The 20554-nt window shown below is 33.4% G+C and carries 22 protein-coding genes; 9 read left to right on the forward strand and 13 right to left on the reverse strand.

What is annotated here, in order from left to right:
- The first annotated feature begins 105 nt into the window (after nucleotides 1-105).
- The gene (carA, locus tag ACRHNM_RS12725) at nucleotides 106-1209 is read left to right on the forward strand and encodes a glutamine-hydrolyzing carbamoyl-phosphate synthase small subunit (RefSeq protein WP_431137023.1); all 1104 of its coding nucleotides are present in this window, start codon (nucleotides 106-108) and stop codon (nucleotides 1207-1209) included.
- A 20-nt stretch (nucleotides 1210-1229) separates the two neighbouring features.
- Complete coding sequence (gene eno, locus ACRHNM_RS12730) at nucleotides 1230-2522, forward strand: phosphopyruvate hydratase (RefSeq protein WP_431137024.1); 1293 nt, start codon at nucleotides 1230-1232, stop codon at nucleotides 2520-2522.
- Between the two features lie 194 nt (nucleotides 2523-2716).
- Here eno and ACRHNM_RS12735 read toward each other — a convergent pair whose 3' ends face one another.
- Entirely contained in the window at nucleotides 2717-3478 is a 762-nt protein-coding gene (locus ACRHNM_RS12735; RefSeq protein ID WP_431137025.1) for a DUF481 domain-containing protein, read from the reverse strand.
- Nucleotides 3479-3693: 215 nt separating this feature from the next.
- Between ACRHNM_RS12735 and ACRHNM_RS12740 the strand changes: the two genes are divergently transcribed.
- On the forward strand, nucleotides 3694-4980 hold the full coding sequence (locus ACRHNM_RS12740; RefSeq protein WP_431137027.1) for a citrate synthase: 1287 nt from the start codon (nucleotides 3694-3696) through the stop codon (nucleotides 4978-4980).
- Between the two features lie 65 nt (nucleotides 4981-5045).
- Nucleotides 5046-5957: a dimethylarginine dimethylaminohydrolase family protein gene (locus ACRHNM_RS12745; protein ID WP_431137028.1), complete on the forward strand. Its 912-nt coding sequence runs from the start codon at nucleotides 5046-5048 to the stop codon at nucleotides 5955-5957.
- A 10-nt stretch (nucleotides 5958-5967) separates the two neighbouring features.
- Here ACRHNM_RS12745 and ACRHNM_RS12750 read toward each other — a convergent pair whose 3' ends face one another.
- Nucleotides 5968-6477, reverse strand: a complete 510-nt coding sequence (locus ACRHNM_RS12750) for a DUF421 domain-containing protein (protein WP_431137029.1) — start codon at nucleotides 6475-6477, stop codon at nucleotides 5968-5970.
- A 320-nt stretch (nucleotides 6478-6797) separates the two neighbouring features.
- Here ACRHNM_RS12750 and ACRHNM_RS12755 point away from each other — a divergent pair, with 320 nt between their 5' ends.
- Both ACRHNM_RS12755 and ACRHNM_RS12760 read left to right on the forward strand, forming a co-directional pair.
- Nucleotides 6798-6959, forward strand: a complete 162-nt coding sequence (locus ACRHNM_RS12755; protein WP_431137065.1) for a four-helix bundle copper-binding protein — start codon at nucleotides 6798-6800, stop codon at nucleotides 6957-6959.
- A gap of 46 nt (nucleotides 6960-7005) precedes the next feature.
- Complete coding sequence (locus ACRHNM_RS12760) at nucleotides 7006-8532, forward strand: GH3 family domain-containing protein (protein WP_431137030.1); 1527 nt, start codon at nucleotides 7006-7008, stop codon at nucleotides 8530-8532.
- Here the strand turns inward: ACRHNM_RS12760 and ACRHNM_RS12765 are convergent.
- Entirely contained in the window at nucleotides 8529-9152 is a 624-nt protein-coding gene (locus ACRHNM_RS12765; RefSeq protein WP_431137031.1) for a hypothetical protein, read from the reverse strand. The two genes, ACRHNM_RS12760 and ACRHNM_RS12765, sit on opposite strands and share 4 nt — an antisense overlap.
- Before the next feature lie 158 nt (nucleotides 9153-9310).
- Here ACRHNM_RS12765 and ACRHNM_RS12770 point away from each other — a divergent pair, with 158 nt between their 5' ends.
- Both ACRHNM_RS12770 and ACRHNM_RS12775 read left to right on the forward strand, forming a co-directional pair.
- Nucleotides 9311-10573: a putative DNA modification/repair radical SAM protein gene (locus ACRHNM_RS12770; RefSeq protein WP_431137032.1), complete on the forward strand. Its 1263-nt coding sequence runs from the start codon at nucleotides 9311-9313 to the stop codon at nucleotides 10571-10573.
- On the forward strand, nucleotides 10574-11344 hold the full coding sequence (locus ACRHNM_RS12775; protein ID WP_431137033.1) for a TIGR03915 family putative DNA repair protein: 771 nt from the start codon (nucleotides 10574-10576) through the stop codon (nucleotides 11342-11344).
- 27 nt (nucleotides 11345-11371) lie between these two features.
- Here ACRHNM_RS12775 and ACRHNM_RS12780 read toward each other — a convergent pair whose 3' ends face one another.
- From ACRHNM_RS12780 to rsfS, 8 genes are all read right to left on the reverse strand, one after another.
- Entirely contained in the window at nucleotides 11372-12451 is a 1080-nt protein-coding gene (locus ACRHNM_RS12780) for an NADH:flavin oxidoreductase (protein WP_431137034.1), read from the reverse strand.
- Nucleotides 12452-13612 (reverse strand): M28 family peptidase, encoded by a 1161-nt coding sequence (locus ACRHNM_RS12785; protein ID WP_431137035.1) that lies wholly within the window; start codon nucleotides 13610-13612, stop codon nucleotides 12452-12454.
- Between the two features lie 30 nt (nucleotides 13613-13642).
- Nucleotides 13643-13909 (reverse strand): acyl-CoA-binding protein, encoded by a 267-nt coding sequence (locus ACRHNM_RS12790; RefSeq protein ID WP_431137036.1) that lies wholly within the window; start codon nucleotides 13907-13909, stop codon nucleotides 13643-13645.
- Entirely contained in the window at nucleotides 13906-14559 is a 654-nt protein-coding gene (locus ACRHNM_RS12795; RefSeq protein ID WP_431137037.1) for a phosphatidylserine decarboxylase family protein, read from the reverse strand. Before ACRHNM_RS12795 ends, ACRHNM_RS12790 begins: the two co-directional genes overlap by 4 nt.
- On the reverse strand, nucleotides 14549-15370 hold the full coding sequence (locus tag ACRHNM_RS12800) for a phosphatidate cytidylyltransferase (RefSeq protein WP_431137038.1): 822 nt from the start codon (nucleotides 15368-15370) through the stop codon (nucleotides 14549-14551). The genes ACRHNM_RS12795 and ACRHNM_RS12800 overlap by 11 nt, the downstream gene beginning before the upstream one ends.
- Entirely contained in the window at nucleotides 15371-15976 is a 606-nt protein-coding gene (locus ACRHNM_RS12805) for an LUD domain-containing protein (protein ID WP_431137039.1), read from the reverse strand.
- 105 nt (nucleotides 15977-16081) lie between these two features.
- The gene (ftsH, locus tag ACRHNM_RS12810) at nucleotides 16082-18073 is read right to left on the reverse strand and encodes an ATP-dependent zinc metalloprotease FtsH (protein ID WP_431137040.1); all 1992 of its coding nucleotides are present in this window, start codon (nucleotides 18071-18073) and stop codon (nucleotides 16082-16084) included.
- Nucleotides 18074-18102: 29 nt separating this feature from the next.
- Nucleotides 18103-18474 carry a ribosome silencing factor gene (gene rsfS, locus ACRHNM_RS12815; protein ID WP_431137041.1) on the reverse strand — a complete coding sequence of 124 codons (372 nt, stop codon included), beginning with the start codon at nucleotides 18472-18474 and terminating at the stop codon, nucleotides 18103-18105.
- Nucleotides 18475-18570: 96 nt separating this feature from the next.
- Here rsfS and ACRHNM_RS12820 point away from each other — a divergent pair, with 96 nt between their 5' ends.
- Nucleotides 18571-19302 carry a biotin--[acetyl-CoA-carboxylase] ligase gene (locus ACRHNM_RS12820; protein WP_431137042.1) on the forward strand — a complete coding sequence of 244 codons (732 nt, stop codon included), beginning with the start codon at nucleotides 18571-18573 and terminating at the stop codon, nucleotides 19300-19302.
- Here ACRHNM_RS12820 and ACRHNM_RS12825 read toward each other — a convergent pair.
- Both ACRHNM_RS12825 and pyrE read right to left on the reverse strand, forming a co-directional pair.
- Nucleotides 19299-19694 carry an SRPBCC family protein gene (locus tag ACRHNM_RS12825; protein WP_431137043.1) on the reverse strand — a complete coding sequence of 132 codons (396 nt, stop codon included), beginning with the start codon at nucleotides 19692-19694 and terminating at the stop codon, nucleotides 19299-19301. The genes ACRHNM_RS12820 and ACRHNM_RS12825 overlap by 4 nt on opposite strands.
- Nucleotides 19695-19812: 118 nt before the next feature.
- Complete coding sequence (gene pyrE, locus ACRHNM_RS12830; RefSeq protein ID WP_431137044.1) at nucleotides 19813-20457, reverse strand: orotate phosphoribosyltransferase; 645 nt, start codon at nucleotides 20455-20457, stop codon at nucleotides 19813-19815.
- Between the last annotated feature and the right edge of the window lie 97 nt (nucleotides 20458-20554).

Genomic DNA, 20554 nt, shown 5'->3' on the forward strand with positions numbered 1-20554 from the left:
AGCATTTCATATATATAAAGGATAATCTGTTTTAGATTATCCTTTTTTTTATGCAATTTTGTAAAACCTTGTCCCTGTGAAGACAGGGATACCATAATAAAAACGATGATATACTTAAAACGTAAAAAAGCCCTAATCTTACTCGCAGACGGAACGATTTTTCATGGAAAATCTATCGGAAAAGAAGGTACTGCCTTTGGCGAGGTTTGTTTCAATACAGGTACAACAGGATACCAAGAAATCTTTACCGACCCTTCTTACTATGGTCAGCTTATGGTAACTACCAACGCGCATATTGGCAACTACGGAACTAAAAATGATGAAGTAGAATCAAATTCGATTAAAATCGCAGGATTGATTTGTAAAAATTTTAGTTTCAACTATTCGCGTCCTGCAGGAGATAAATCTTTAGAGGAATTTCTAAATGATAACAACCTCTTAGCCATTTCAGACGTCGATACCAGAGCACTCGTAAGCCATATTAGAGATCATGGTGCTATGAATGCCGTAATTTCTACAGATGTAGATAACATTGAGGCATTAAAAAAACAATTATCAGAAGTGCCTAGCATGGAAGGTTTAGAATTAGCCTCTCAGGTATCTACTAAAGAACCATATTACTATGGTGATGAAAATGCAACTTATAAAATAGCAGCTTTAGATATCGGAATTAAAAAGAATATTCTTCGCAATTTGGCTAAACGTGATGCGTATATAAAAGTGTTTCCGTATAATTCTAAGTTTGAAGATTTAGAAGCCTTCAAACCAGATGGTTATTTCTTATCAAACGGACCAGGTGATCCAGAACCTTTAACAGAAGCGCAAACGGTTGCTAAAGAAATTATCAAGAGAGATTTACCTTTATTTGGAATTTGTTTAGGACATCAAGTCATTGCTCTAGCTAATGGTATTTCAACCTACAAAATGCATCATGGTCATAGAGGTATCAATCATCCTGTAAAGAATTTAATAACGACAAAAGGAGAAATTACATCTCAAAACCATGGCTTTGCTATTAATAGAGAGGAGACGGAAGCACATCCTGATATTGAAATCACTCATGTACATTTAAATGATCATACTGTCGCAGGTATCAAAATGAAAAATAAAAATTGTTTCTCTGTACAATACCACCCAGAAGCAAGTCCTGGACCAAATGATTCAGCTTATTTATTTGATGAATTTATTCAGAATATCCAAAAAAAATAATCAATTATAATATTTAGAAAATGAGCATCATAATTAATATTCATGCGAGACAAATTTTAGACTCTAGAGGAAATCCAACTGTTGAAGTTGATGTTGTTACCGAAAATGGAGTGATGGGAAGAGCAGCAGTACCGTCTGGAGCGTCTACAGGAGAGCATGAAGCTGTTGAACTTAGGGATGGAGGAGCAGCTTACATGGGAAAAGGAGTTACTAAAGCTGTACATAATGTAAACTCAATCATCTCTCAAGAACTATTAGGAGAATCTGTATTTGATCAGAATAGAATCGATCAGTTAATGATAGAGTTAGATGGTACAAAAAACAAATCAAAATTAGGGGCTAATGCTATTTTAGGTGTGTCATTAGCTGCTGCAAAAGCTGCTGCTAACGAATTAGGAATGCCATTATACAGATATGTAGGAGGTGTTTCTGCCAATACTTTACCAGTACCAATGATGAATATCATCAACGGAGGTTCTCATAGTGATGCGCCAATTGCATTTCAAGAGTTTATGATAATGCCTGTAAAAGCAAAGAATTTTACGCATGCGATGCAAATGGGAACTGAGATTTTTCATCATCTTAAAAAGGTATTACATGACAGAGGCTTGAGTACTGCTGTTGGTGATGAAGGTGGATTTGCACCAAACTTAGAAGGTGGAACAGAAGATGCTTTAGAAACGATTGCCAAAGCGGTTTCAAATGCTGGCTACAAATTAGGCGATGATGTGATGATTGCATTAGATTGTGCTGCTGCCGAATTTTATGTGGATGGTGCTTACGATTATACTAAGTTTGAAGGCAGTAATGGACAAGTTAGAACGAGTAAAGAACAAGCCGACTACTTAGCAGAATTAGCTTCTAAATATCCAATTATTTCTATTGAAGATGGTATGGATGAAAACGATTGGGACGGTTGGAAATACTTAACAGAACAAATTGGAGATAAAGTACAGTTGGTTGGTGACGATTTATTCGTAACGAATGTAGAGCGTTTATCGAGAGGCATTAAAGAAGGAATCGCAAATTCTATTCTAATTAAAGTGAATCAAATTGGAACGTTGACTGAAACGATTTCAGCAGTAAACATGGCACATAATGCTGGTTATACTTCAGTGATGTCACATCGTTCAGGGGAAACTGAAGATAATACGATTGCCGATTTGGCTGTCGCTTTAAATACAGGACAAATTAAAACAGGTTCTGCATCACGTAGTGATCGTATGGCAAAGTACAATCAGTTATTACGTATTGAAGAAGAATTACAAGAAGTAGCTTACTTTCCACAAATGAATGCGTTTAAAGTGAAGTAAAATTGTCTTAAATCATAAATCTATAACCTATTCGTTAATTCGAGTAGGTTTTTCTTTAACGATAAATGATAATGTCATTCAGAGTGAAATAAAGAATCTCTTAAAGTAGAGATTCTTCAGCCGTCAAAAAAAGACTCCTTCAGAATGACAACGAAAACATATTTTAGACTAAGGAGTCTAACAACCTAATGTGTCTAAAACGTATATAACAATCCATTTGTCAACTCAAATTGTGTCTTCGGAATACCTGTACTAACAGGAAACGCATCAAAGAAATAATCAAATGTTGTTTTAAAGGCTAAATTTTCAAGTATTTTAAATAAAACAGAGGTATTACTTGATAGTCGATAATCTTTAAAGGCTTCAAGTTTTGGCTGGTAATAACTGGTACTTATAATACTCAAGGTTTCTGTAGGATAAAAGCTAAACGACAGGTATGCACTTCCTCTAATGTCTTGCTGAAGTCGGTCTGAAACAACATTAGATGCTTTTTCATGCTCATACATCACTAAAGTGCCTAGGTAAAATTTATAGTTGTCGTTTTCACTTAATTTAAAACGAGGTCCAGTACCTACCAATGCTCTCAGATTAATATCTGAAATAGCATCATATTGAGTTTGTATAAAGGCTTCCCATTTTACTCTTTTAGTAATTCTTCGGTTGTATCTTAAATGTTGCGTACCTCTGTTTACCAAAGAATTTCCTTCAATTTTCTGTAAATTGATATCATTTACAAACAACCATAAATTCATGGAGTCCTTATATTGAATATGTGCTTTGTTAGCAATTCTGAAAATATCATTTGTGTTTTTTATCAGGGAAACATCTAAGCTTACTGATCCAGTCCACTTTATGGAATCTGTTGGTTTTCTTAGAGTTTCAATGTTTATAACTTGGGCATGAGTATAGGAAGAGATAAAAGAGATAAAAAAGAGTGCTGTTAGAAGGCGCAACATATAAATTGTGTTTACGTGCAAAAATACTATTTAACTCTAAAAAATCAATAAGTCTATTTAATAAACTGTAACCGTAAAAGCACTATCATTGGTTTTACTTTTGCTATCTATTTTATGAATATCATAATTGTTAAAACCATTATAAATAGACTTCGTAAATTCTTAGATATTTCGTAAATTTACCGGACTGAAAAAACAATATAAAACATCAACAAATGTCAGATAAAGCTACGTTAGAAGTTAATGGTAAAAAGTATGAATTTCCAATAGTTATAGGCTCAGAAAATGAAGTTGCTATAGATATAAAAAATTTACGAGGAGATACAGGAGGCGTGATTACGATTGATCCTGGTTATAAAAACACTGGAAGTTGTGAAAGTGCAATTACGTTTTTAGATGGAGAAAATGGAATTTTAAGATATAGAGGGTACTCCATTGAAGAATTAGCAGAAAAAGCCGATTTCTTAGAAGTAGTCTATTTATTAATCTTTGGAGAATTACCTACTCAAGAGGAATTAAATCGGTTCCATGCTGACATTAAAAAGCACTCCGTTGTTGATGATGATATCAAAAAAATATTAGACGCATTTCCAAAATCAGCACATCCAATGGGTGTTTTGGCATCTTTAACGAGTGCCTTAACTGCTTTTAATCCTAGTTCTGTAAATGTAGATTCTGAAGAGGAAATGTATAACGCTATTGTTAGAATCTTAGGAAAGTTTCCTATTCTTGTAGCTTGGACCATGCGTAAAAAACATGGTATGCCATTAGATTATGGGAGTTCATCATTAGGATATGTTGAGAATATTCTACAAATGATGTTTAAACGTCCTAATGAAGAATACACCCAAAATCCAATTTTAGTAAACGCATTAGATAAACTTTTAATTCTTCATGCAGATCACGAACAAAACTGTTCAACATCTACAGTTAGAATCACAGGCTCATCTCATGCAGGATTATTTGTGTCTTTATCTGCTGGTATTTCTGCGCTTTGGGGACCACTGCATGGTGGAGCTAACCAAGCTGTTTTAGAAATGCTTGAGGCGATTAAAGAAGACGGTGGAGATACTAAAAAATACATGGCTAAAGCAAAAGATAAAGAAGATCCTTTCCGTTTAATGGGCTTCGGTCATAGAGTATATAAAAACTTTGATCCAAGAGCAAAAATCATTAAAGTAGCTGCTGATGAAGTGTTATCAGACTTAGGTGTTGAAGATCCTATTCTCGACATCGCTAAAGGTTTAGAAAAAGAAGCTTTAGAAGATTCATACTTTGTTGACAGAAAATTATATCCAAACGTAGATTTCTATTCAGGTATTATCTATAGAGCTATGGGTATTCCAACAGAAATGTTTACAGTAATGTTCGCTTTAGGACGTTTACCAGGTTGGATTTCTCAATGGAGAGAAATGCGTTTGCGTAAAGAACCAATTGGTCGTCCTCGTCAGTTATATACTGGTGAAACGTACAGACCATTTAAAGAGATATCAAAACGATAATTCTTTTAGTAAATCTCAGACAAGCTTCATAAGTAATTATGGAGCTTTTTCTATATTTGTACCTTATGAGACTACACATTCAAAACGAAACCTCTCGCCTTAGAGCTGTTATTCTTGGTACTGCCGAGAGTATTGGGCCAATACCAACTATTGAAGAAGCTTACGATCCAAAATCTGTGCAACATATCAAAGCAGGAACGTATCCTAAGGAGGAAGATATGATTAAAGAAATGGAAGCTGTCGCAGACGTTTTAAAAAAGTATGATGTCAAGGTATACCGACCAGAAATCATCAAAGATTATAACCAGATATTTACGAGAGATATCGCTTTTGTTATAGATGATAAAATTATTAAGGCAAACATTTTGCCAGATAGAGATCGTGAGATAGATGCTATTGAACATGTTTGGACTCAAATTCCCAAAGAACGTCGTATTCGATTACCCGAAGAATGTCATGTGGAAGGAGGAGACGTGATGCCTTGGAACGATTATATTTTTATTGGGACTTATTCTGGTGAAGATTATTCAAATTACATCACTGCACGCACAAATATGGATGCTGTAATTGCTATTCAGGAGTTATTTCCACACAAAACAATAAAATCATTTGAGCTTCGGAAATCAAACACAGATCCTAAAGAAAATGCATTACACCTAGATTGTTGTTTTCAGCCTATTGGTAAAAATAAAGCCATCATTCATAAAAACGGATTTCTGGTGGAAAGCGAATACCAGTGGCTGGTTGATTTCTTCGGAAAAGAAAACGTCTTTGAAATTACTAAAGAGGAAATGTACCATATGAATAGTAATATTTTTTCTATTTCTGAAGAGGTTATTATATCTGAACGTCATTTTACAAGGTTAAATACTTGGCTTCGCAATAACGGATTTACAGTAGAAGAAGTACCTTATGCTGAAATTGCCAAACAGGAAGGTTTGCTGCGTTGTAGTACGATGCCTTTAATTAGAGACTAAACAGGTTGGTTTAAACATCCATAATCCATTCGTCAATGGCTTTGTCATCAGAGCCATGTAATACAGAAATATCTCCTGTAGATTCAAATACAACAGCTTTTACTTCACTGAGTTGAATTACATTAGCTTCCCGAAGTTTTGCTTTCAAATCAGACTCAGTAACCTTACATTTTTTAAGGCTTCCTTCAATAATTTTTCCGTTTTGCATTAATAAAGTGGGCTTGTTATCCATTAAATTTCTAATAGGTTTCCATCGTCTGGCGGCTGCTACTAAAAGCTGTAAAACATAGATGATTACCAAACCTGTAATTCCGTGTTGTAGCGATACAGATTTTGAAATGATTACGGTTGCTATAACCGAACCAATGGCCACAGTCATCGCAAAATCAAAACTCGACATTTTTGAAAAACTGCGTTTACCACTTATTCGGGTTAGAACAACTAAAGCGATGTAAATTCCAATTGCTGTAAGTATAATAGCTAATAAACCATCTGACGAAAACTTAAACCATTTATCCATAATTATTTTTACTCTAATATGCTGTAAAATAGTTCAAGACTTTAACCCAAAAGCGATTAAAATTAATCAGTTTACCTATTTCCTGAATGAGTTAAAGCTTTAAGGTATTAGAATAATGTTTATGGATTCAAATTCAGACTTTAGAGCTATTAAAACTATAACTTATGAATATGATATACCAAAAATGTATAGAAGCATGTCAAAAATGTTTAATAGATTGCCAAGACTGCCTCGTGCAGATGGCAGGAGAAGAAAGTATGAATGATTGTCCGAAATGTTGTGTACAATGTATCGATGCCTGTTTAGTCTGTTTAAAATTCATGGCTGCAGATAGCGCTTATGTAAAGCAATATGCTTTGTTGTGTGCCGAAATTTGTGACTATTGTGCAGACCACTGTAAGGAACATGAACATAAACATTGTAAGCAATGTGCAGATTCATGTCGAAGATGCGCTGAAGAATGCAGAAAAATTGCAGCGTAATTTATAGCTTAACTTACAGTATTAAAATTAAAAATAATTAAAGAAAATGGCAATCATTGGAAATATTATTAAAGGTGTAATTGATTTAAAGGATGCTTTAACAGCAGCACCTAATCATGTTGAAAATCAAAAAAAAGTTTTAAAACAACTTTTGGAAACTGCGAGAAATACACAATTTGGCAAGTATTATAATTTTGAACAATTACTTGCTTCAGATAATATTCCAGTAGCATTTTCTGAAATGATACCTTATTTTGATTACAATCAAATTAGTGCTAAATGGTGGAATAAACTACAAAAAGGAGAATCAGACGTAACCTGGCCTGGACACGCAACATATTTTGCATTAAGTTCAGGGACAACTGGGAAAACAAGTAAACGGATTCCTGTAACAAACGACATGATAGAGTCTATTCGTCAAGCAGGAATCAAACAAGTATTTGCTTTGAAGAATTTTGATTTGCCAGCAGATTTTTTTGAGAAAGAAATTATGATGCTGGGAAGTTCAACAGATTTAGACAAACGAAATAACCATTTAGAAGGAGAAATTAGTGGGATAAGTGCGAGTAATATTCCTTTCTGGTTTCGAGGCTATTATAAACCAGGAGAAGATATTGCAAAAATTGAGGATTGGGATGAACGTGTTCAGCATATTGTTAAACACGCTAATGACTGGGATATTGGAGCCTTGAGTGGTATTCCATCTTGGATAGAACTCATGCTGCAGGAAGTTATCAAACATCACAATCTAAATCACATCCATGAAATTTGGCCTAATCTACAAGTATATACCTCTGGAGGTGTTGCTTTTGGGCCTTATGAAAAAAGTTTCCATGCATTAATGGGTAAGCCTGTAACGGTTATTGATACCTATTTGGCTTCAGAAGGCTATATTGCTACACAAGTACGTCCTGAAACAGATGCCATGCAGCTCAATACTGATAACGGAATTTATTTTGAGTTTGTGCCTTTTAAACCAGAATATATCAATCAAGACGGCTCTCTTCAAGACGATGCACCTTCAATTAATTTATCAGAAGTAAAAACGGATCAGGATTATGTACTTATTATAAGTACTGTTAGTGGTGCCTGGCGTTATCTCATTGGTGACACTATTGAATTTACAGATGTTGAACATGCTGAAATTAAAATTACAGGTCGTACAAAATTCTTTCTTAATACTGTCGGTTCTCAATTATCGGTTAATAAAATGGATGCTGCAATGAAAGTGCTTGAACAAAAATTTGACACTTTAATTCCAGAGTATACCATATGTGCCAGACGAGGCGATGATGGTGAATTTTATCATTTTTGGTATTTAGGTTCTGAACTTAATGACGTAGATGAACTTGTCATTTCTGAAACACTTGATAAGGCTTTAAAAGATGCTAATAAAAATTATAAAGTTGCAAGAAGTAAAGCTTTAAAAGGAGTAAAAGTTAAAGTAGTTTCTCCTGAATGTTTTTACAATTGGAATGCCCGAAATAAGAAGAAAGGCGGACAAGTAAAAATGGAGCGTGTTATGAATGAGGATAAATTTTTAGAATGGGAAACTTTTTTAAACACTCATTAATCAGAATTTCTCTGGTTTCGTTCTTGTACTAACTCCATAATTTCTTCAGGAGATAGGTAATATTTTGTGATTCGATCTTTGTAGGACTGTGTAATATCTGCGTGATTTAATATAAAATTTTTCGTTTTTAAAATGTAGTGTTCCATTCCTTGAGCAACAGCAAAACTATCAGCAGCACGTTCAGCTTCAACAATTGAAGATTCAGAAAACATATAGTTAAATCCAAATTTAATTAAATTCCATTTATTCCTTGTTTGGTAATCTGCTATATGACCAAGTTCGTGACCAATCCATCCTATGAAAATATCATCAGGTATGTCTCTGGTTGAAAACTCTTGATCCGCAATTTTAAAGGTTTCACTAATTAGTATAATATAACTTCTGTTTTTACGACTTCTAAAAAAGCTAGCTAGTTTTGGTTGTGCCTGCATGGTCGATTTCTTAATATTCTTTTTGAATTTGAATTCAATCACTGTCTCATCTAACTGAGGATAAAACGACAATGCGGTTTCAACATTATGTTTTATAGATTTTGGAATTTTATGTTGAGAATGTATGGGCATATAACGAATTATTAAAATGACGACAAGTAATGCTGTTATGAATTTTAAGTATTTCATAGACTCATAAAATACGAATGTATTTGTAGTGAATTGAAAGATATACTCAAATTATTACTCCATTTGAAAACAATAATAGCAGTTTAAACATATGTTTGAAAATTATTAGTTTTGTTTAAATCAATTTACGATATTTATACTCTAAATTAATCCTACTTATGTCTTTTGAACGAATTCAAGAAAAACTTAACATTTTAGCTGATGCAGCCAAATATGATGTGTCATGTTCATCAAGTGGAAGCAAACGTACCAATAAAGACAAAGGTCTTGGTAACGCTTCAGGTATGGGAATTTGTCACTCCTACACTGAAGATGGAAGATGTGTTTCTTTGCTTAAAATTCTTCTTACCAATTATTGCGTTTTTGATTGTGCTTATTGTGTTACTCGTAAAAGTAATGATATCAAAAGAGCTGCTTTTAAAGTTCAAGAAGTAGTGGATTTAACTATTAATTTTTATCGAAGAAACTATATTGAAGGTTTATTTCTAAGTTCAGGGATATTTAAAAATGCCGATTATACCATGGAACGTCTTGTTGCCGTTGCAAGAAAGCTGCGATTAGATGAAAATTTTAATGGTTACATTCATTTAAAATCCATTCCTGGAGCTTCAGACGAACTCATGCGTGAAGCAGGTTTGTATGCAGATCGATTGAGTGTTAATATTGAAATTCCTACAAAATCGGGATTGAAACGATTAGCTCCAGATAAAAAACGGGAAGATTTTATCAAACCGATGGCGAAGGTCAAAAATGAAATTATTAAATACAAAGCAGAAAAGAAGGTTATAAAAAGTACGCCTAAATATGCTCCAGCAGGACAAAGTACACAAATGATTATTGGAGCAAGTGGTGAAAATGATTTTCAAATTATGCAAACCTCAAATCATTTTTACAAACATTTTAATTTAAAGCGTGTGTATTATTCAGGATATGTTCCTATTAGCAACGATGAACGTCTGCCACAACTAGGAAGTGCTGTTCCAATGCTTCGTGAAAACCGCTTATATCAAACAGACTGGTTGATGCGGTTTTACGGATTTGATGTTAGTGAAATCTTAAATCAGAAGCATCAAAATCTTGATTTAGATATAGATCCTAAACTAAGTTGGGCACTACGAAATTTACACGAATTTCCAGTCGATATCAACTCAGCAGATAAACGCATGCTCGCTAGAATTCCTGGTTTAGGAATGAGATCTGTTCAAAAGATTATGAATGCCAGACGTTTTAGGCGACTCAATTGGGAACACCTTAAAAAGATAGGTGTAGCATTAAATCGAGCACAATATTTTATCATATGCGAGAGCAATGCTTTTGAACGTCGTGATTTAACTTCAGAAAAAATAAAAGGATTGATTTTACAGAATTCTACCAGTAAATATCATAACATGTTAAGTAACCAATTAAGTCTGTTTACTTAAATGAAACATAAAATATTACTTTATAATGGCAGTTTTGATGGCTTTTTAAGTGCTGTTTTTTACGTATTTGAACACAAGCTCATTGATGTTAGTATTCAAAATAAATTTGATATACAAAATCAGTTGTTTTCTGAAAAAGAAACTGTGTTTACAGATGAGGCTAAAGCCAATCGCGTTTGGCAAGGCTTACAATCTAAACTATCTTCTCAAGGTTGTCATCGAATATATTATGCTTTTTTAAGTGAGCAAACTGGCGTTGAAGCACTACTGTTAGACTATATACGATATGCGTTTTCATCGAACACCAATATTGATAAAGATTATTCAAATCCTTCGGTTTTAAAAATTGCACAAATAGCAAAAATGGTAGGTCGGGAAAAGCATCGTATGGAAGCGTTTGTTCGTTTTAAGTTAACCAAAGATGATATTTATTTCGCAAATATAGAACCCGATTTTAACGTGTTACCATTGCTTTCTAAACATTTTAAAAATCGTTATGCAGATCAAAAATGGATAATTTATGATATCAAACGACATTATGGTTTATACTACGATTTGAAAACAGTAACGCTTATGGAAATGCATTTGCCAGATGATTTTGACTTTACAAAAACCGATGCTGATTTTTTTGCAAAGCAAGAATTTGAATTTCAAACCTTATGGCAGGATTATTTTAAAAGCACCAATATTGCTTCGCGTAAAAATATGAAACTTCATATTAGACATGTACCAAAACGTTATTGGAAATACCTGAGTGAAAAGCAACCTTGATACAAATACTGACAGGTTTTTGAAAGCTTATTCAGCCACAAAACCATCCCAGCGTTTCATATAGGTAACAAACGAATCACTTAAGCCTTCGTGGTATAAGTAACTTTCTGAAACAGGAGTAGAAATTGGTTCAAAGTCTGGATTGGCTAATACTCGTTTTGGAAAATCATGATGTAAAATAGCTGCTCTACCAATAGAAACAAAATCTACTTGAGCCTCTAGTATTTTTTTAACGTCATTTCCAGTTCTTATATTTCCAGCAACGGTTAATTTAACATTCTTGTAGTCTAAATCTGTAAAATGTTTTAATAAACTTTTATGTTGATGTGCAGCTTCTTCAGGTTGTTTAAAAGAATCCCAAAGTGAGATGTCTAGAAAGTCAATTTGTCCTTCGTCAATGAAACGTTGGCAAACCGTTTGGACTTCTTGCAGTTTCATTCCGAAACGTTCAGGAGATAAGCGTACACCTAATAAAAAACCTGAACCGCAAGCTTGTCTTATGCCATTACTGATTTCAAATAATAATCGTGCTCTGTTTTCTAAGCTACCACCATAATCATCGGTACGACTATTGATTTCTGCACTCAAAAACTGTGATAAAATATAACCATGAGCACCATGCACTTCAACACCATCGTAACCACTTTGCTGTGCTCTTATAGCAGCTGAAATGAAATCCTCACGTAACTGATGGATTTCTTCAAGTGATAAACCACGAGCATTATGTTTGTTAATATTTGAGGCAGAAACAGGTTTCCCTTCAATAAGGTTTTCTGGTGAGCGCATACCAGCATGATGCAATTGTACAACAGCAAGACTGTCGTGTGCTTTAATTTCTGCTGCTAATCGTTGATGACCTTCCATATGCTTATCAGAAAAAATACCTAGTTGTCCTGGAAATCCTTTGCCATTGGCTTGTACATGAGAAGCGCAAGTCATTGTTAATCCGAAACCACCTTTAGCACGCATTGTTAGCCATTTGTATTCATGATCAGACAATGTACCATCCTCATGGCTTTGGGTATTGGTCATTGGAGCTAACATGAATCGGTTCTTCATGACTTTGCCGCAAGGAAAGACTAAGGATTGCTGAGGAGAATTTGACATTTATTTTACAATTAGCTTTTTTATAAAGCGCTTATTATTGATTTTAAAAACCCCTAAATACTGTGCAGCATCTAGAACATCAATAGCTATGGATTGTGTTTGTTCGGTTAGTTTAGTTTCGTAAACGGTTTTACCTGACAGGTTGATTAGTTTAAAATCTATAGCTTCATCTAAAGGTTTAGAAAATGAAATTTTAATAATGTTTTCTGAAGGGTTTGGAGAGATGCTGATAAAATTGTTTAGGTTAGTTTCTTCCGATAAGCTAAGGGTTTCATAAGCCATAGAAAATTCTAATGCTGCTCCTAATGCACCTTTAGTTACTTGATATAGGTAAGGCACATCCATATTTGCTAATATATCATTGGCTGTGTGTGCATATGGTGTTTCGTTCTTTTCAAACAAACCTGTAATAATTTCACCATTATTTTCAAAAGGCATATAATCAGACGCATACGCATATGATATTTCTGTGTTCAGAGTTGAGTATAGCTCTATGAGCGTTGCTAAATTATTTGTAAACGTATTTGAGGCTGTGTTGTTAGAGGCTGGAGAACTTTGATCCCGTTCACAAATAATAGTATCATTATTGGTTCCGGCAAGACCACCAACTTCATCAATATTTAAAACCAGCCTTATATCTAAGTCTTGTGGAATAACGGTATTATTGACATAATAGTTGCTTCCAACTAAACCATCTTCTTCTCCAGAAAAATGGATGAATTTAATAGAGTATTCAGTATCTATATTTTTAAGCAAGCGTGCCAGTTCCATAATTAATACAGTTCCAGAGCCATTGTCATTAGTGCCAGAACCATTAATAGTGTCGTAATGTCCATCAATAATTAAGTAAGTGTTTGGATAGACGCTTCCTGTTTTAGTAATAATAATATTATTGCTAGTTCCTGCAGAATAACTAAAAGGTTGTAAAACGATGTCTGTATAGCCCAAGCTTTGATAACGTGATGTAATCCAGTTTTCAGCATCAGTAAGACGATTAGAGCCTACATTTTTGACTCCAAAACTCTCATATGTTGTCAAGTCGTTTAATAAGTTTGTTTGTGAGGTGTTTTCAACGATACTGGCGTAAAATGGATTAAAGGTTTGCGCATTTACAGACAGTGAAACCAGAAAAGCAAAACAGACTAAAATTAAATTTTTCATAGGAAAATGTTCCTTTTGGGGGTTTTGAAATTATTCTCGGTATAAAAAGTAGTTATGTACCAGATCGATATACACTTGTTTGGCTTCATCTTGGGTGACATCTTGAATTTGAAACAGTGCATTGGTTTTAAAAGCATTAATTATAGGCTTACTGCTACTTGGGCGACCGTAATTATTTGTGGCTTTTTTGTAGTATGCATAAAGACGTAACAGAAAATCTGCAGGAAAGGGTTCAGTATGCTCATTAATTCGTGCTACCGATTCTTGAAATGCTATATCTAATTCTTCTGAAGTCATACTTTTTCGGCAATAATACTTTCACCACCTTTTACTTTTTGGTTGAGCACTACTTTAATATCTGCATCTAAAGGTAGAAACAAATCCACCCGACTTCCAAATTTAATAAATCCTGAATCGGCTCCTTGCACAGCGTCATCATCTACTTTAGCATAATTGACAATACGTTTGGCTAAAGCACCTGCAATTTGTCGGTATAAAATTTGTCCGAAATTCTTATTATCAACCACAACTGTAGTGCGTTCATTTTCTTCACTAGCTTTAGGATGCCAAGCTACTAGATATTTACCTGGATGGTATTTGCTATAACTTATTTTACCACTAATAGGATAGCGCGTAACATGAACATTAATTGGCGACATGAACACAGATACCTGAATGCGTTTATCTTTGAACACCTCTTTTTCGAATACTTCTTCAATCACAACCACTTTACCATCAACAGGAGAAACGGCTGTATGATTCTCTAATTTAGTATGTCGTTTCGGATTTCTGAAAAATTGTAAAATCAGAATTAGAAAGATTAATAGCGTTATGGATAACAATAGTTTAAGCCATTCAATAGATACAAACCAATCGATAGCTAATACACCTCCAATAACCAGAACGAGTGTAATAATGATAATTTTATAACCTTCTTTATGAAACATATGTTATGAGCCTTAAAAATAAAAATATAAATGGTGCAGCAAATATAATACTATCTAAGCGATCTAATAAACCACCATGTCCTGGCATGATGACACCACTATCTTTAACTTTGGCTTGGCGTTTAAATTTAGATTCAATTAAATCACCAATAGTTCCAAAAACACTGACAATGATAGCCAATATCAGCCAAGTGGTGAAATTTAAAATTTCAGTGTATTGAGCGATAAAATAGCTGGCAATGCATGAGAAAAATAAACCTCCAAGGAAACCTTCAACCGTTTTTTTGGGAGATATACTCGGAAATAATTTTTGTTTTCCAAAGTTTTTACCAACTAAAAAGGCAAAAGTGTCGTTAATCCAAACCAATATAAAAGATCCTAATAGTAGGAGTGGAGTAAAAATTTGTTCATAATTGGCAATAGCTATTAAAAATACAAAACCGCTTGATAAATAAAAGGTCGTAATAATAAATCGTTTAGACTCGAATAGTGGAATGGTCTTTTCTGAAAATAAATCCTTAATTAAGATGAGTTGTACAAATATGGTAATCACTAATAGTATTTGGGATGCTTCATCATGACCTTTTGCTGTATTGAAAACGATGTTCCAATAGGCAAATCCTAAATATAAAACCATAAATACGATGTATGGAAATATGCTTTTAAGGTTGATGAGCTTTTTAAACTCTGCCATACAAATAAGTCCGAATACAAAAAAAAGACCTATAAGGGCATGTTGCCAGTAAAGAGAAACAATAAGAATTGAAACGTATAATAGTCCTGAGAGTGCTCTTGTAAGGATTTCTTTCATTTATAAATCTTCTAAGAGCAGCAAATATAAATTTTTTGAGCTACTTCCATATGTAAGAAAGTCTTTATCTTCAATGGTTTTAAAGTGTTTGATGGTCGTAATATTGGTAGGAATTTTTTCTTTGTTTTTTCCTTTTATGCCTCTTAAACCTTCGCCAATATTTTGAACAAACTGACTCGTTGTTGCGTAAATGATAAAATTTGTAGGAAGTTCTTTCAGTTTCTTTTCTGCTATTTGATTAGATGATATTAGAAGTGAGCCATCATCTGAAATCAGATATTCACAAGTCGATAAAAAATAGTTGCATTCTGATACTTTTTTTGTGGTTTGGAAGTTGAAATCTTTGAACATTTCATTTAAACGATCATCAAAAATCAAAACCTTATCATCTTGCCAGTTATTTTCTCTCAATATATTATTTAGGTTATCGTTGACATCCTGTATGTTTTCACAATATAAAAACTTACCACCATTTGCTTTAAAATTAATTGTAAATTGTTCGTCTATAGGCAGCTTTATTTCAGGCATATACTTGCCTCTTTCTTCGCTTTTTATGTGGTCTTCGGGTGTATCTTTTAAACCGAAAATTTTTCGAAATAGACTCATTTAAGGAATTGCTATTAACCTAGTTTTTATATAGTAATTATCAAATATAAAAAAACTTAAATTAATGATAAGTTAATTTAAGCTTTTTATAGGATTTTAAAAGGATTACTCTTCTTCTGATTCAGATACCTGACTATTTTCAGTAGCAATAGTTGTTTTTTTAGGTTCTACGAGTTCTTGTTTTTCAAAAGGACGTTTTCCAAAGATTTTTTCAAGATTGTCTTTAAAGATTACCTCTTTTTCAAGAAGCACTTCAGCCAGCTCAGTTAATTTATCTTTGTGTTGTTCCAGTAAATTCACAGCTCGTCTGTATTGCTCTTCAATAATATCTGAAATTTCTTTGTCAATCAATTCAGCAGTTTGTTCGCTATAAGGTTTTGTAAACCCATATTCAGATTGTCCTGAAGAATCATAATATGTTAAGTTTCCAACTTTGTTGCTTAATCCATAAATAGTAACCATCGCTCTTGCTTGTTTAGTTACTTTTTCTAGATCACTTAAAGCACCAGTTGAAATTTTATTAAAAATCACTTTTTCTGCGGCTCTTCCACCTAGTGCAGCACACATTTCGTCAAGCATTTGTTCAGGACGAACAATAAGGCGTTCTTCAGGTAAATACCAGGCAGCACCTAGAGATTGTCCGCGAGGCACAATAGTTACTTTCACTAAAGGTGCAGCATGTTCAAGCATCCAACTCACAGTTGCATGACCAGCTTCGTGATATGCAATAGCTTTTTTCTCTTCCTTTGTGATAATTTTATTTTTCTTCTCAAGGCCACCTACGATTCTGTCAACAGCATCTAAGAAATCTTGTTTACCAACAGCCTTTTTGCCACCACGAGCAGCAATAAGAGCAGCTTCATTACAAACATTGGCAATATCTGCTCCAGAGAAACCAGGTGTTTGCTTGGCAAGGAAATCGATATCTAATTTTTCAGATTGTTTAATAGGTCTTAAGTGCACTTCAAAAATTTCCTTACGTTCTCTTACGTCTGGTAGATCTACAAAAATTTGTCTATCGAAACGTCCAGCACGCATTAAAGCTTTATCAAGAACGTCTGCTCTGTTGGTTGCAGCTAATACAATTACGTTGGTATTAGTTCCAAAACCATCCATTTCGGTAAGGAGTTGGTTTAATGTGTTTTCACGTTCGTCATTAGAACCTGAGAAGTTGTTTTTACCACGTGCTCTACCAATGGCATCTATTTCATCAATAAAAATAATGGCAGGTGATTTTTCTTTAGCCTGTTTAAATAAGTCACGAACTCTTGAAGCTCCAACACCTACAAACATTTCCACAAAATCTGAACCAGATAATGAAAAGAAAGGTACTTTAGCTTCTCCAGCAACAGCTTTGGCTAATAAGGTTTTACCAGTTCCAGGTTGACCTACTAATAATGCACCTTTTGGAATTTTACCACCAAGAGATGTATATTTTTCAGGGTTTTTAAGAAAATCTACAATTTCTTGAACTTCTTCTTTTGCACCTTCGAGACCAGCAACATCTTTAAATGAAGTTTTAACATCTGTTTTCTCATCAAAAAGTTTTGCTTTAGATTTTCCAATATTGAAAATCTGTCCACCAGCTCCTCCTCCAGAACCTCCAGACATTCGTCTCATGATAAAAATCCAAACACCAATGATTAAAATGAATGGCAATAATGAGAATAAAAAATTTCCCCAATGGTTCTCTTCAGTTTTAAAAGATACAGGGACGTTAAGATCACTATTGTTATCTTTAATTGACTTGAGTTCTTCCTGAAATAATTTTAAATCACCAAATTCAAATGTATAGTTTGGCTGAGGTGTAACAGAAGGTAATAGATTGTTTGGTTTTGATTTTTTATGAATTTCTTGTGTTAAAGCTTCTTTTGTTAAATAGACTCTAGCTTCTCGACCATTAACGATTTCTAATTTTGAAACGTCGCCATTTTCAAAGTAATTAAAGAACTCAGAAGGATTAATTTTTGTTGTTGCTGAACCGCCAAATCCTCCTGAAAATAATTGAATACCTAAAAAAGCAGCTATGATAATACCATAAATCCAATAGGGATTTAATTTAGGTTTTTTATTTAAATTTTTATTGTCTTTTGCCATTATTTAAATGCCACGACGTGGCTTATTTATTAGTAACTCGTTTCTATAACTGTGGTTTTAGCATCTCCCCAGAGACTTTCAATATCGTAGTAAGATCTGATATGTTTTTGAAACACATGTACAACCACATTTACATAATCCATTAAAACCCATTCAGCATTGTCAACCCCTTCTACATGCCAAGGATTGTCTTTAAGTTCTTTACTTACTTTTTTCTGTATGGAATTTACAATGGCGTTTACTTGAGTATTTGAAGTTCCTTCACATATTATGAAATAATCACAAACAGTGTTTTCGATTTCTCTCAAATCCAGAATTGTAATCTCTTTTCCTTTTACATCTTCAATACCAGCAATTATTGTTGCTATAAGTTCGTCTGGGCTCGTATTTTTTTTCGCCATTAAATTGATTTAATTTTGTGCAAAGTTATTATTTTTTTTAGTCTTATTAAGGTTAATTTCTAATAAGAAAATCTTAAAGTTTTTTAGCACAGTATTATGCATATAATCAAACTTAATGCCATTGATTCTACAAATTCTTTTTTACGACAGCTTAGTGCTGAAGAATCGGTTAAAGATTTTACTGTGGTTGTTACCGAACATCAAACAAATGGACGTGGTCAAATGGGAACACAATGGGAGTCTCAAAATGCTAAAAACCTCATGTTTAGTGTGTTTAAAGATGTTTCTGGTATGGTTGTTGAGTCTCATTTTTATTTGAGTATTGCTGTGTCGCTTGCTGTGTTTGAGGCGTTAAAGTCGTTTCAAATTAGTGCGCTTAAAATCAAATGGCCTAACGACATTTTGTCAGAGCAACAAAAACTATCTGGTATTTTGATAGAGAATGTGATTAAACAAAATCAATTACAATCTTCAATTATAGGAATTGGTATCAACGTTAATCAAACCCTATTTGAAAATTTGCCTAATGCCACGTCCATGCAATTAATATCTGGTATTCATTTTAATCGTGAAGAAGTACTGCAGGGCGTTTTAAAGCATTTGAAATATTATTTTTCCCTATTAGACTCAAAATCATACGATTTATTAAAACAAACGTATGAAAATAATCTATTTAGGAAAGATAAGCCTTCAACCTTTAAAGATAAAGAAGGTAATCTGTTTTCTGGTTATGTAAAAGGAATAAGTGATTCAGGTCAACTCAAAGTGTTAATTGAAGATGGCATTGTGAAATTGTTTGAACTTAAAGATGTTCAGTTACTGTATTAAACTTCTTTAGGAATATTGGTAGCCAGTGTTTCAATAAATTTTGAAATAGGTCCTTTAATCATCATTGCCATCATGGCATTAAACTCACCTTCAAACGTTAATTGAGTCTCACTAGAATTATCATCAATAGCTCTAATATTGGCAGTAAGTGAAAAGTCTAATTTGCCTCCTGCGGCTCCAAGTACAATCTTATTTGGAGATATAGTTTCTTTCTTTTTAAGTACTATTTCTGGCATTCCTTTTAAGGCAAATACAAATTTGTCGTCATCAAGAACTTCAAATTTGCTTATGTTTTCAGGCATTAACTTTTCAAAATTTTTAACATCAGATAAAAAATCAAATGTTTCTTTAGCAGATTTAGTTATTGTTGTTTTTGGTGATTCTAAATTCATTTTGTTAATATTAAGTTGTTTGTTGTTAAGTTGTTAAGTTGTAATGTGTAATGAAGTTTCATAATAAAATATCGACTAAACACAACTCCACAACTAAACGAATCCACATAATTGGATATCAATTAGCGTTCCATTCACTCGGATTAGCATTCCAAAGTGCTAAAATGTCTTGTTCTTTTGAAGTAATATATTTTGTGTCTAATGCTTGCTCTAACAAGTTTTCATAGTTACTCAAAGTGTTTAACTCAACGTGAGCTTTTTCAAAATTATCACGAGCGACTTGAAATCCATAAGAAAAAATAGCAACCATGCCTTTAACATTTACATTGGCATCTTTTAAAGCTTTTACAGCATTAAGACTACTTTTTCCAGTACTTATTAAATCTTCAACAACCACAACGTTTTGTCCGCTTTCAATAAAGCCTTCAATTTGATTTTGGCGACCATGAGATTTTGCTTCTGGCCTAACATATACAAACGGCAGTCCTAACTCTTCAGCAACCAAGATGCCTATTCCAATGGCACCAGTAGCAACACCTGCAATAACATCAATATTGCCATATTTTGCTTCAATTTGTTTAGCCATTGTTGTACGAATGTAATTTCTAATCTTAGGAAAAGAGAGTACGATTCTATTGTCACAATAAATTGGAGATTTCCATCCTGATGCCCATGTAAAAGGATTATTAGGTTGTAATTTTATGGCATTAATCTGCAGTAAAACTTCAGCAGTTTGTTTGGCGGTTTCTTTATCAAAAATCATGCTGTAAAATTACATAATTTTAACCTAATTTAATTTTAAACCTTAAAGAAAATTAATTTTAAAATTGAGTGATGTCGTTTAAAAAATGATATTTTTA

The organism is Psychroserpens mesophilus, assembly GCF_050617655.1.
Classification (GTDB): domain Bacteria; phylum Bacteroidota; class Bacteroidia; order Flavobacteriales; family Flavobacteriaceae; genus Psychroserpens; species Psychroserpens mesophilus_A.

Coding starts and splice junctions, on each gene's coding strand:
- eno (WP_431137024.1), top strand. CDS start 1,230: ATGAGCATCATAATTAATATTCATGCGAGACAAATTTTAGACTCTAGA.
- ACRHNM_RS12775 (WP_431137033.1), top strand. CDS start 10,574: ATGAAACATAAAATATTACTTTATAATGGCAGTTTTGATGGCTTTTTA.
- pyrE (WP_431137044.1), bottom strand. CDS start 20,457: ATGATTTTTGATAAAGAAACCGCCAAACAAACTGCTGAAGTTTTACTG.
- ACRHNM_RS12785 (WP_431137035.1), bottom strand. CDS start 13,612: ATGAAAAATTTAATTTTAGTCTGTTTTGCTTTTCTGGTTTCACTGTCT.
- ACRHNM_RS12790 (WP_431137036.1), bottom strand. CDS start 13,909: ATGACTTCAGAAGAATTAGATATAGCATTTCAAGAATCGGTAGCACGA.
- ACRHNM_RS12745 (WP_431137028.1), top strand. CDS start 5,046: ATGAGACTACACATTCAAAACGAAACCTCTCGCCTTAGAGCTGTTATT.
- ACRHNM_RS12770 (WP_431137032.1), top strand. CDS start 9,311: ATGTCTTTTGAACGAATTCAAGAAAAACTTAACATTTTAGCTGATGCA.
- ACRHNM_RS12755 (WP_431137065.1), top strand. CDS start 6,798: ATGGCTGCAGATAGCGCTTATGTAAAGCAATATGCTTTGTTGTGTGCC.
- ACRHNM_RS12795 (WP_431137037.1), bottom strand. CDS start 14,559: ATGTTTCATAAAGAAGGTTATAAAATTATCATTATTACACTCGTTCTG.
- ACRHNM_RS12750 (WP_431137029.1), bottom strand. CDS start 6,477: ATGGATAAATGGTTTAAGTTTTCGTCAGATGGTTTATTAGCTATTATA.
- ACRHNM_RS12805 (WP_431137039.1), bottom strand. CDS start 15,976: ATGAGTCTATTTCGAAAAATTTTCGGTTTAAAAGATACACCCGAAGAC.
- ftsH (WP_431137040.1), bottom strand. CDS start 18,073: ATGGCAAAAGACAATAAAAATTTAAATAAAAAACCTAAATTAAATCCC.
- ACRHNM_RS12740 (WP_431137027.1), top strand. CDS start 3,694: ATGTCAGATAAAGCTACGTTAGAAGTTAATGGTAAAAAGTATGAATTT.
- carA (WP_431137023.1), top strand. CDS start 106: ATGATATACTTAAAACGTAAAAAAGCCCTAATCTTACTCGCAGACGGA.
- ACRHNM_RS12825 (WP_431137043.1), bottom strand. CDS start 19,694: ATGAATTTAGAATCACCAAAAACAACAATAACTAAATCTGCTAAAGAA.
- ACRHNM_RS12800 (WP_431137038.1), bottom strand. CDS start 15,370: ATGAAAGAAATCCTTACAAGAGCACTCTCAGGACTATTATACGTTTCA.
- ACRHNM_RS12735 (WP_431137025.1), bottom strand. CDS start 3,478: ATGTTGCGCCTTCTAACAGCACTCTTTTTTATCTCTTTTATCTCTTCC.
- ACRHNM_RS12760 (WP_431137030.1), top strand. CDS start 7,006: ATGGCAATCATTGGAAATATTATTAAAGGTGTAATTGATTTAAAGGAT.
- ACRHNM_RS12780 (WP_431137034.1), bottom strand. CDS start 12,451: ATGTCAAATTCTCCTCAGCAATCCTTAGTCTTTCCTTGCGGCAAAGTC.
- ACRHNM_RS12820 (WP_431137042.1), top strand. CDS start 18,571: ATGCATATAATCAAACTTAATGCCATTGATTCTACAAATTCTTTTTTA.
- rsfS (WP_431137041.1), bottom strand. CDS start 18,474: ATGGCGAAAAAAAATACGAGCCCAGACGAACTTATAGCAACAATAATT.
- ACRHNM_RS12765 (WP_431137031.1), bottom strand. CDS start 9,152: ATGAAATACTTAAAATTCATAACAGCATTACTTGTCGTCATTTTAATA.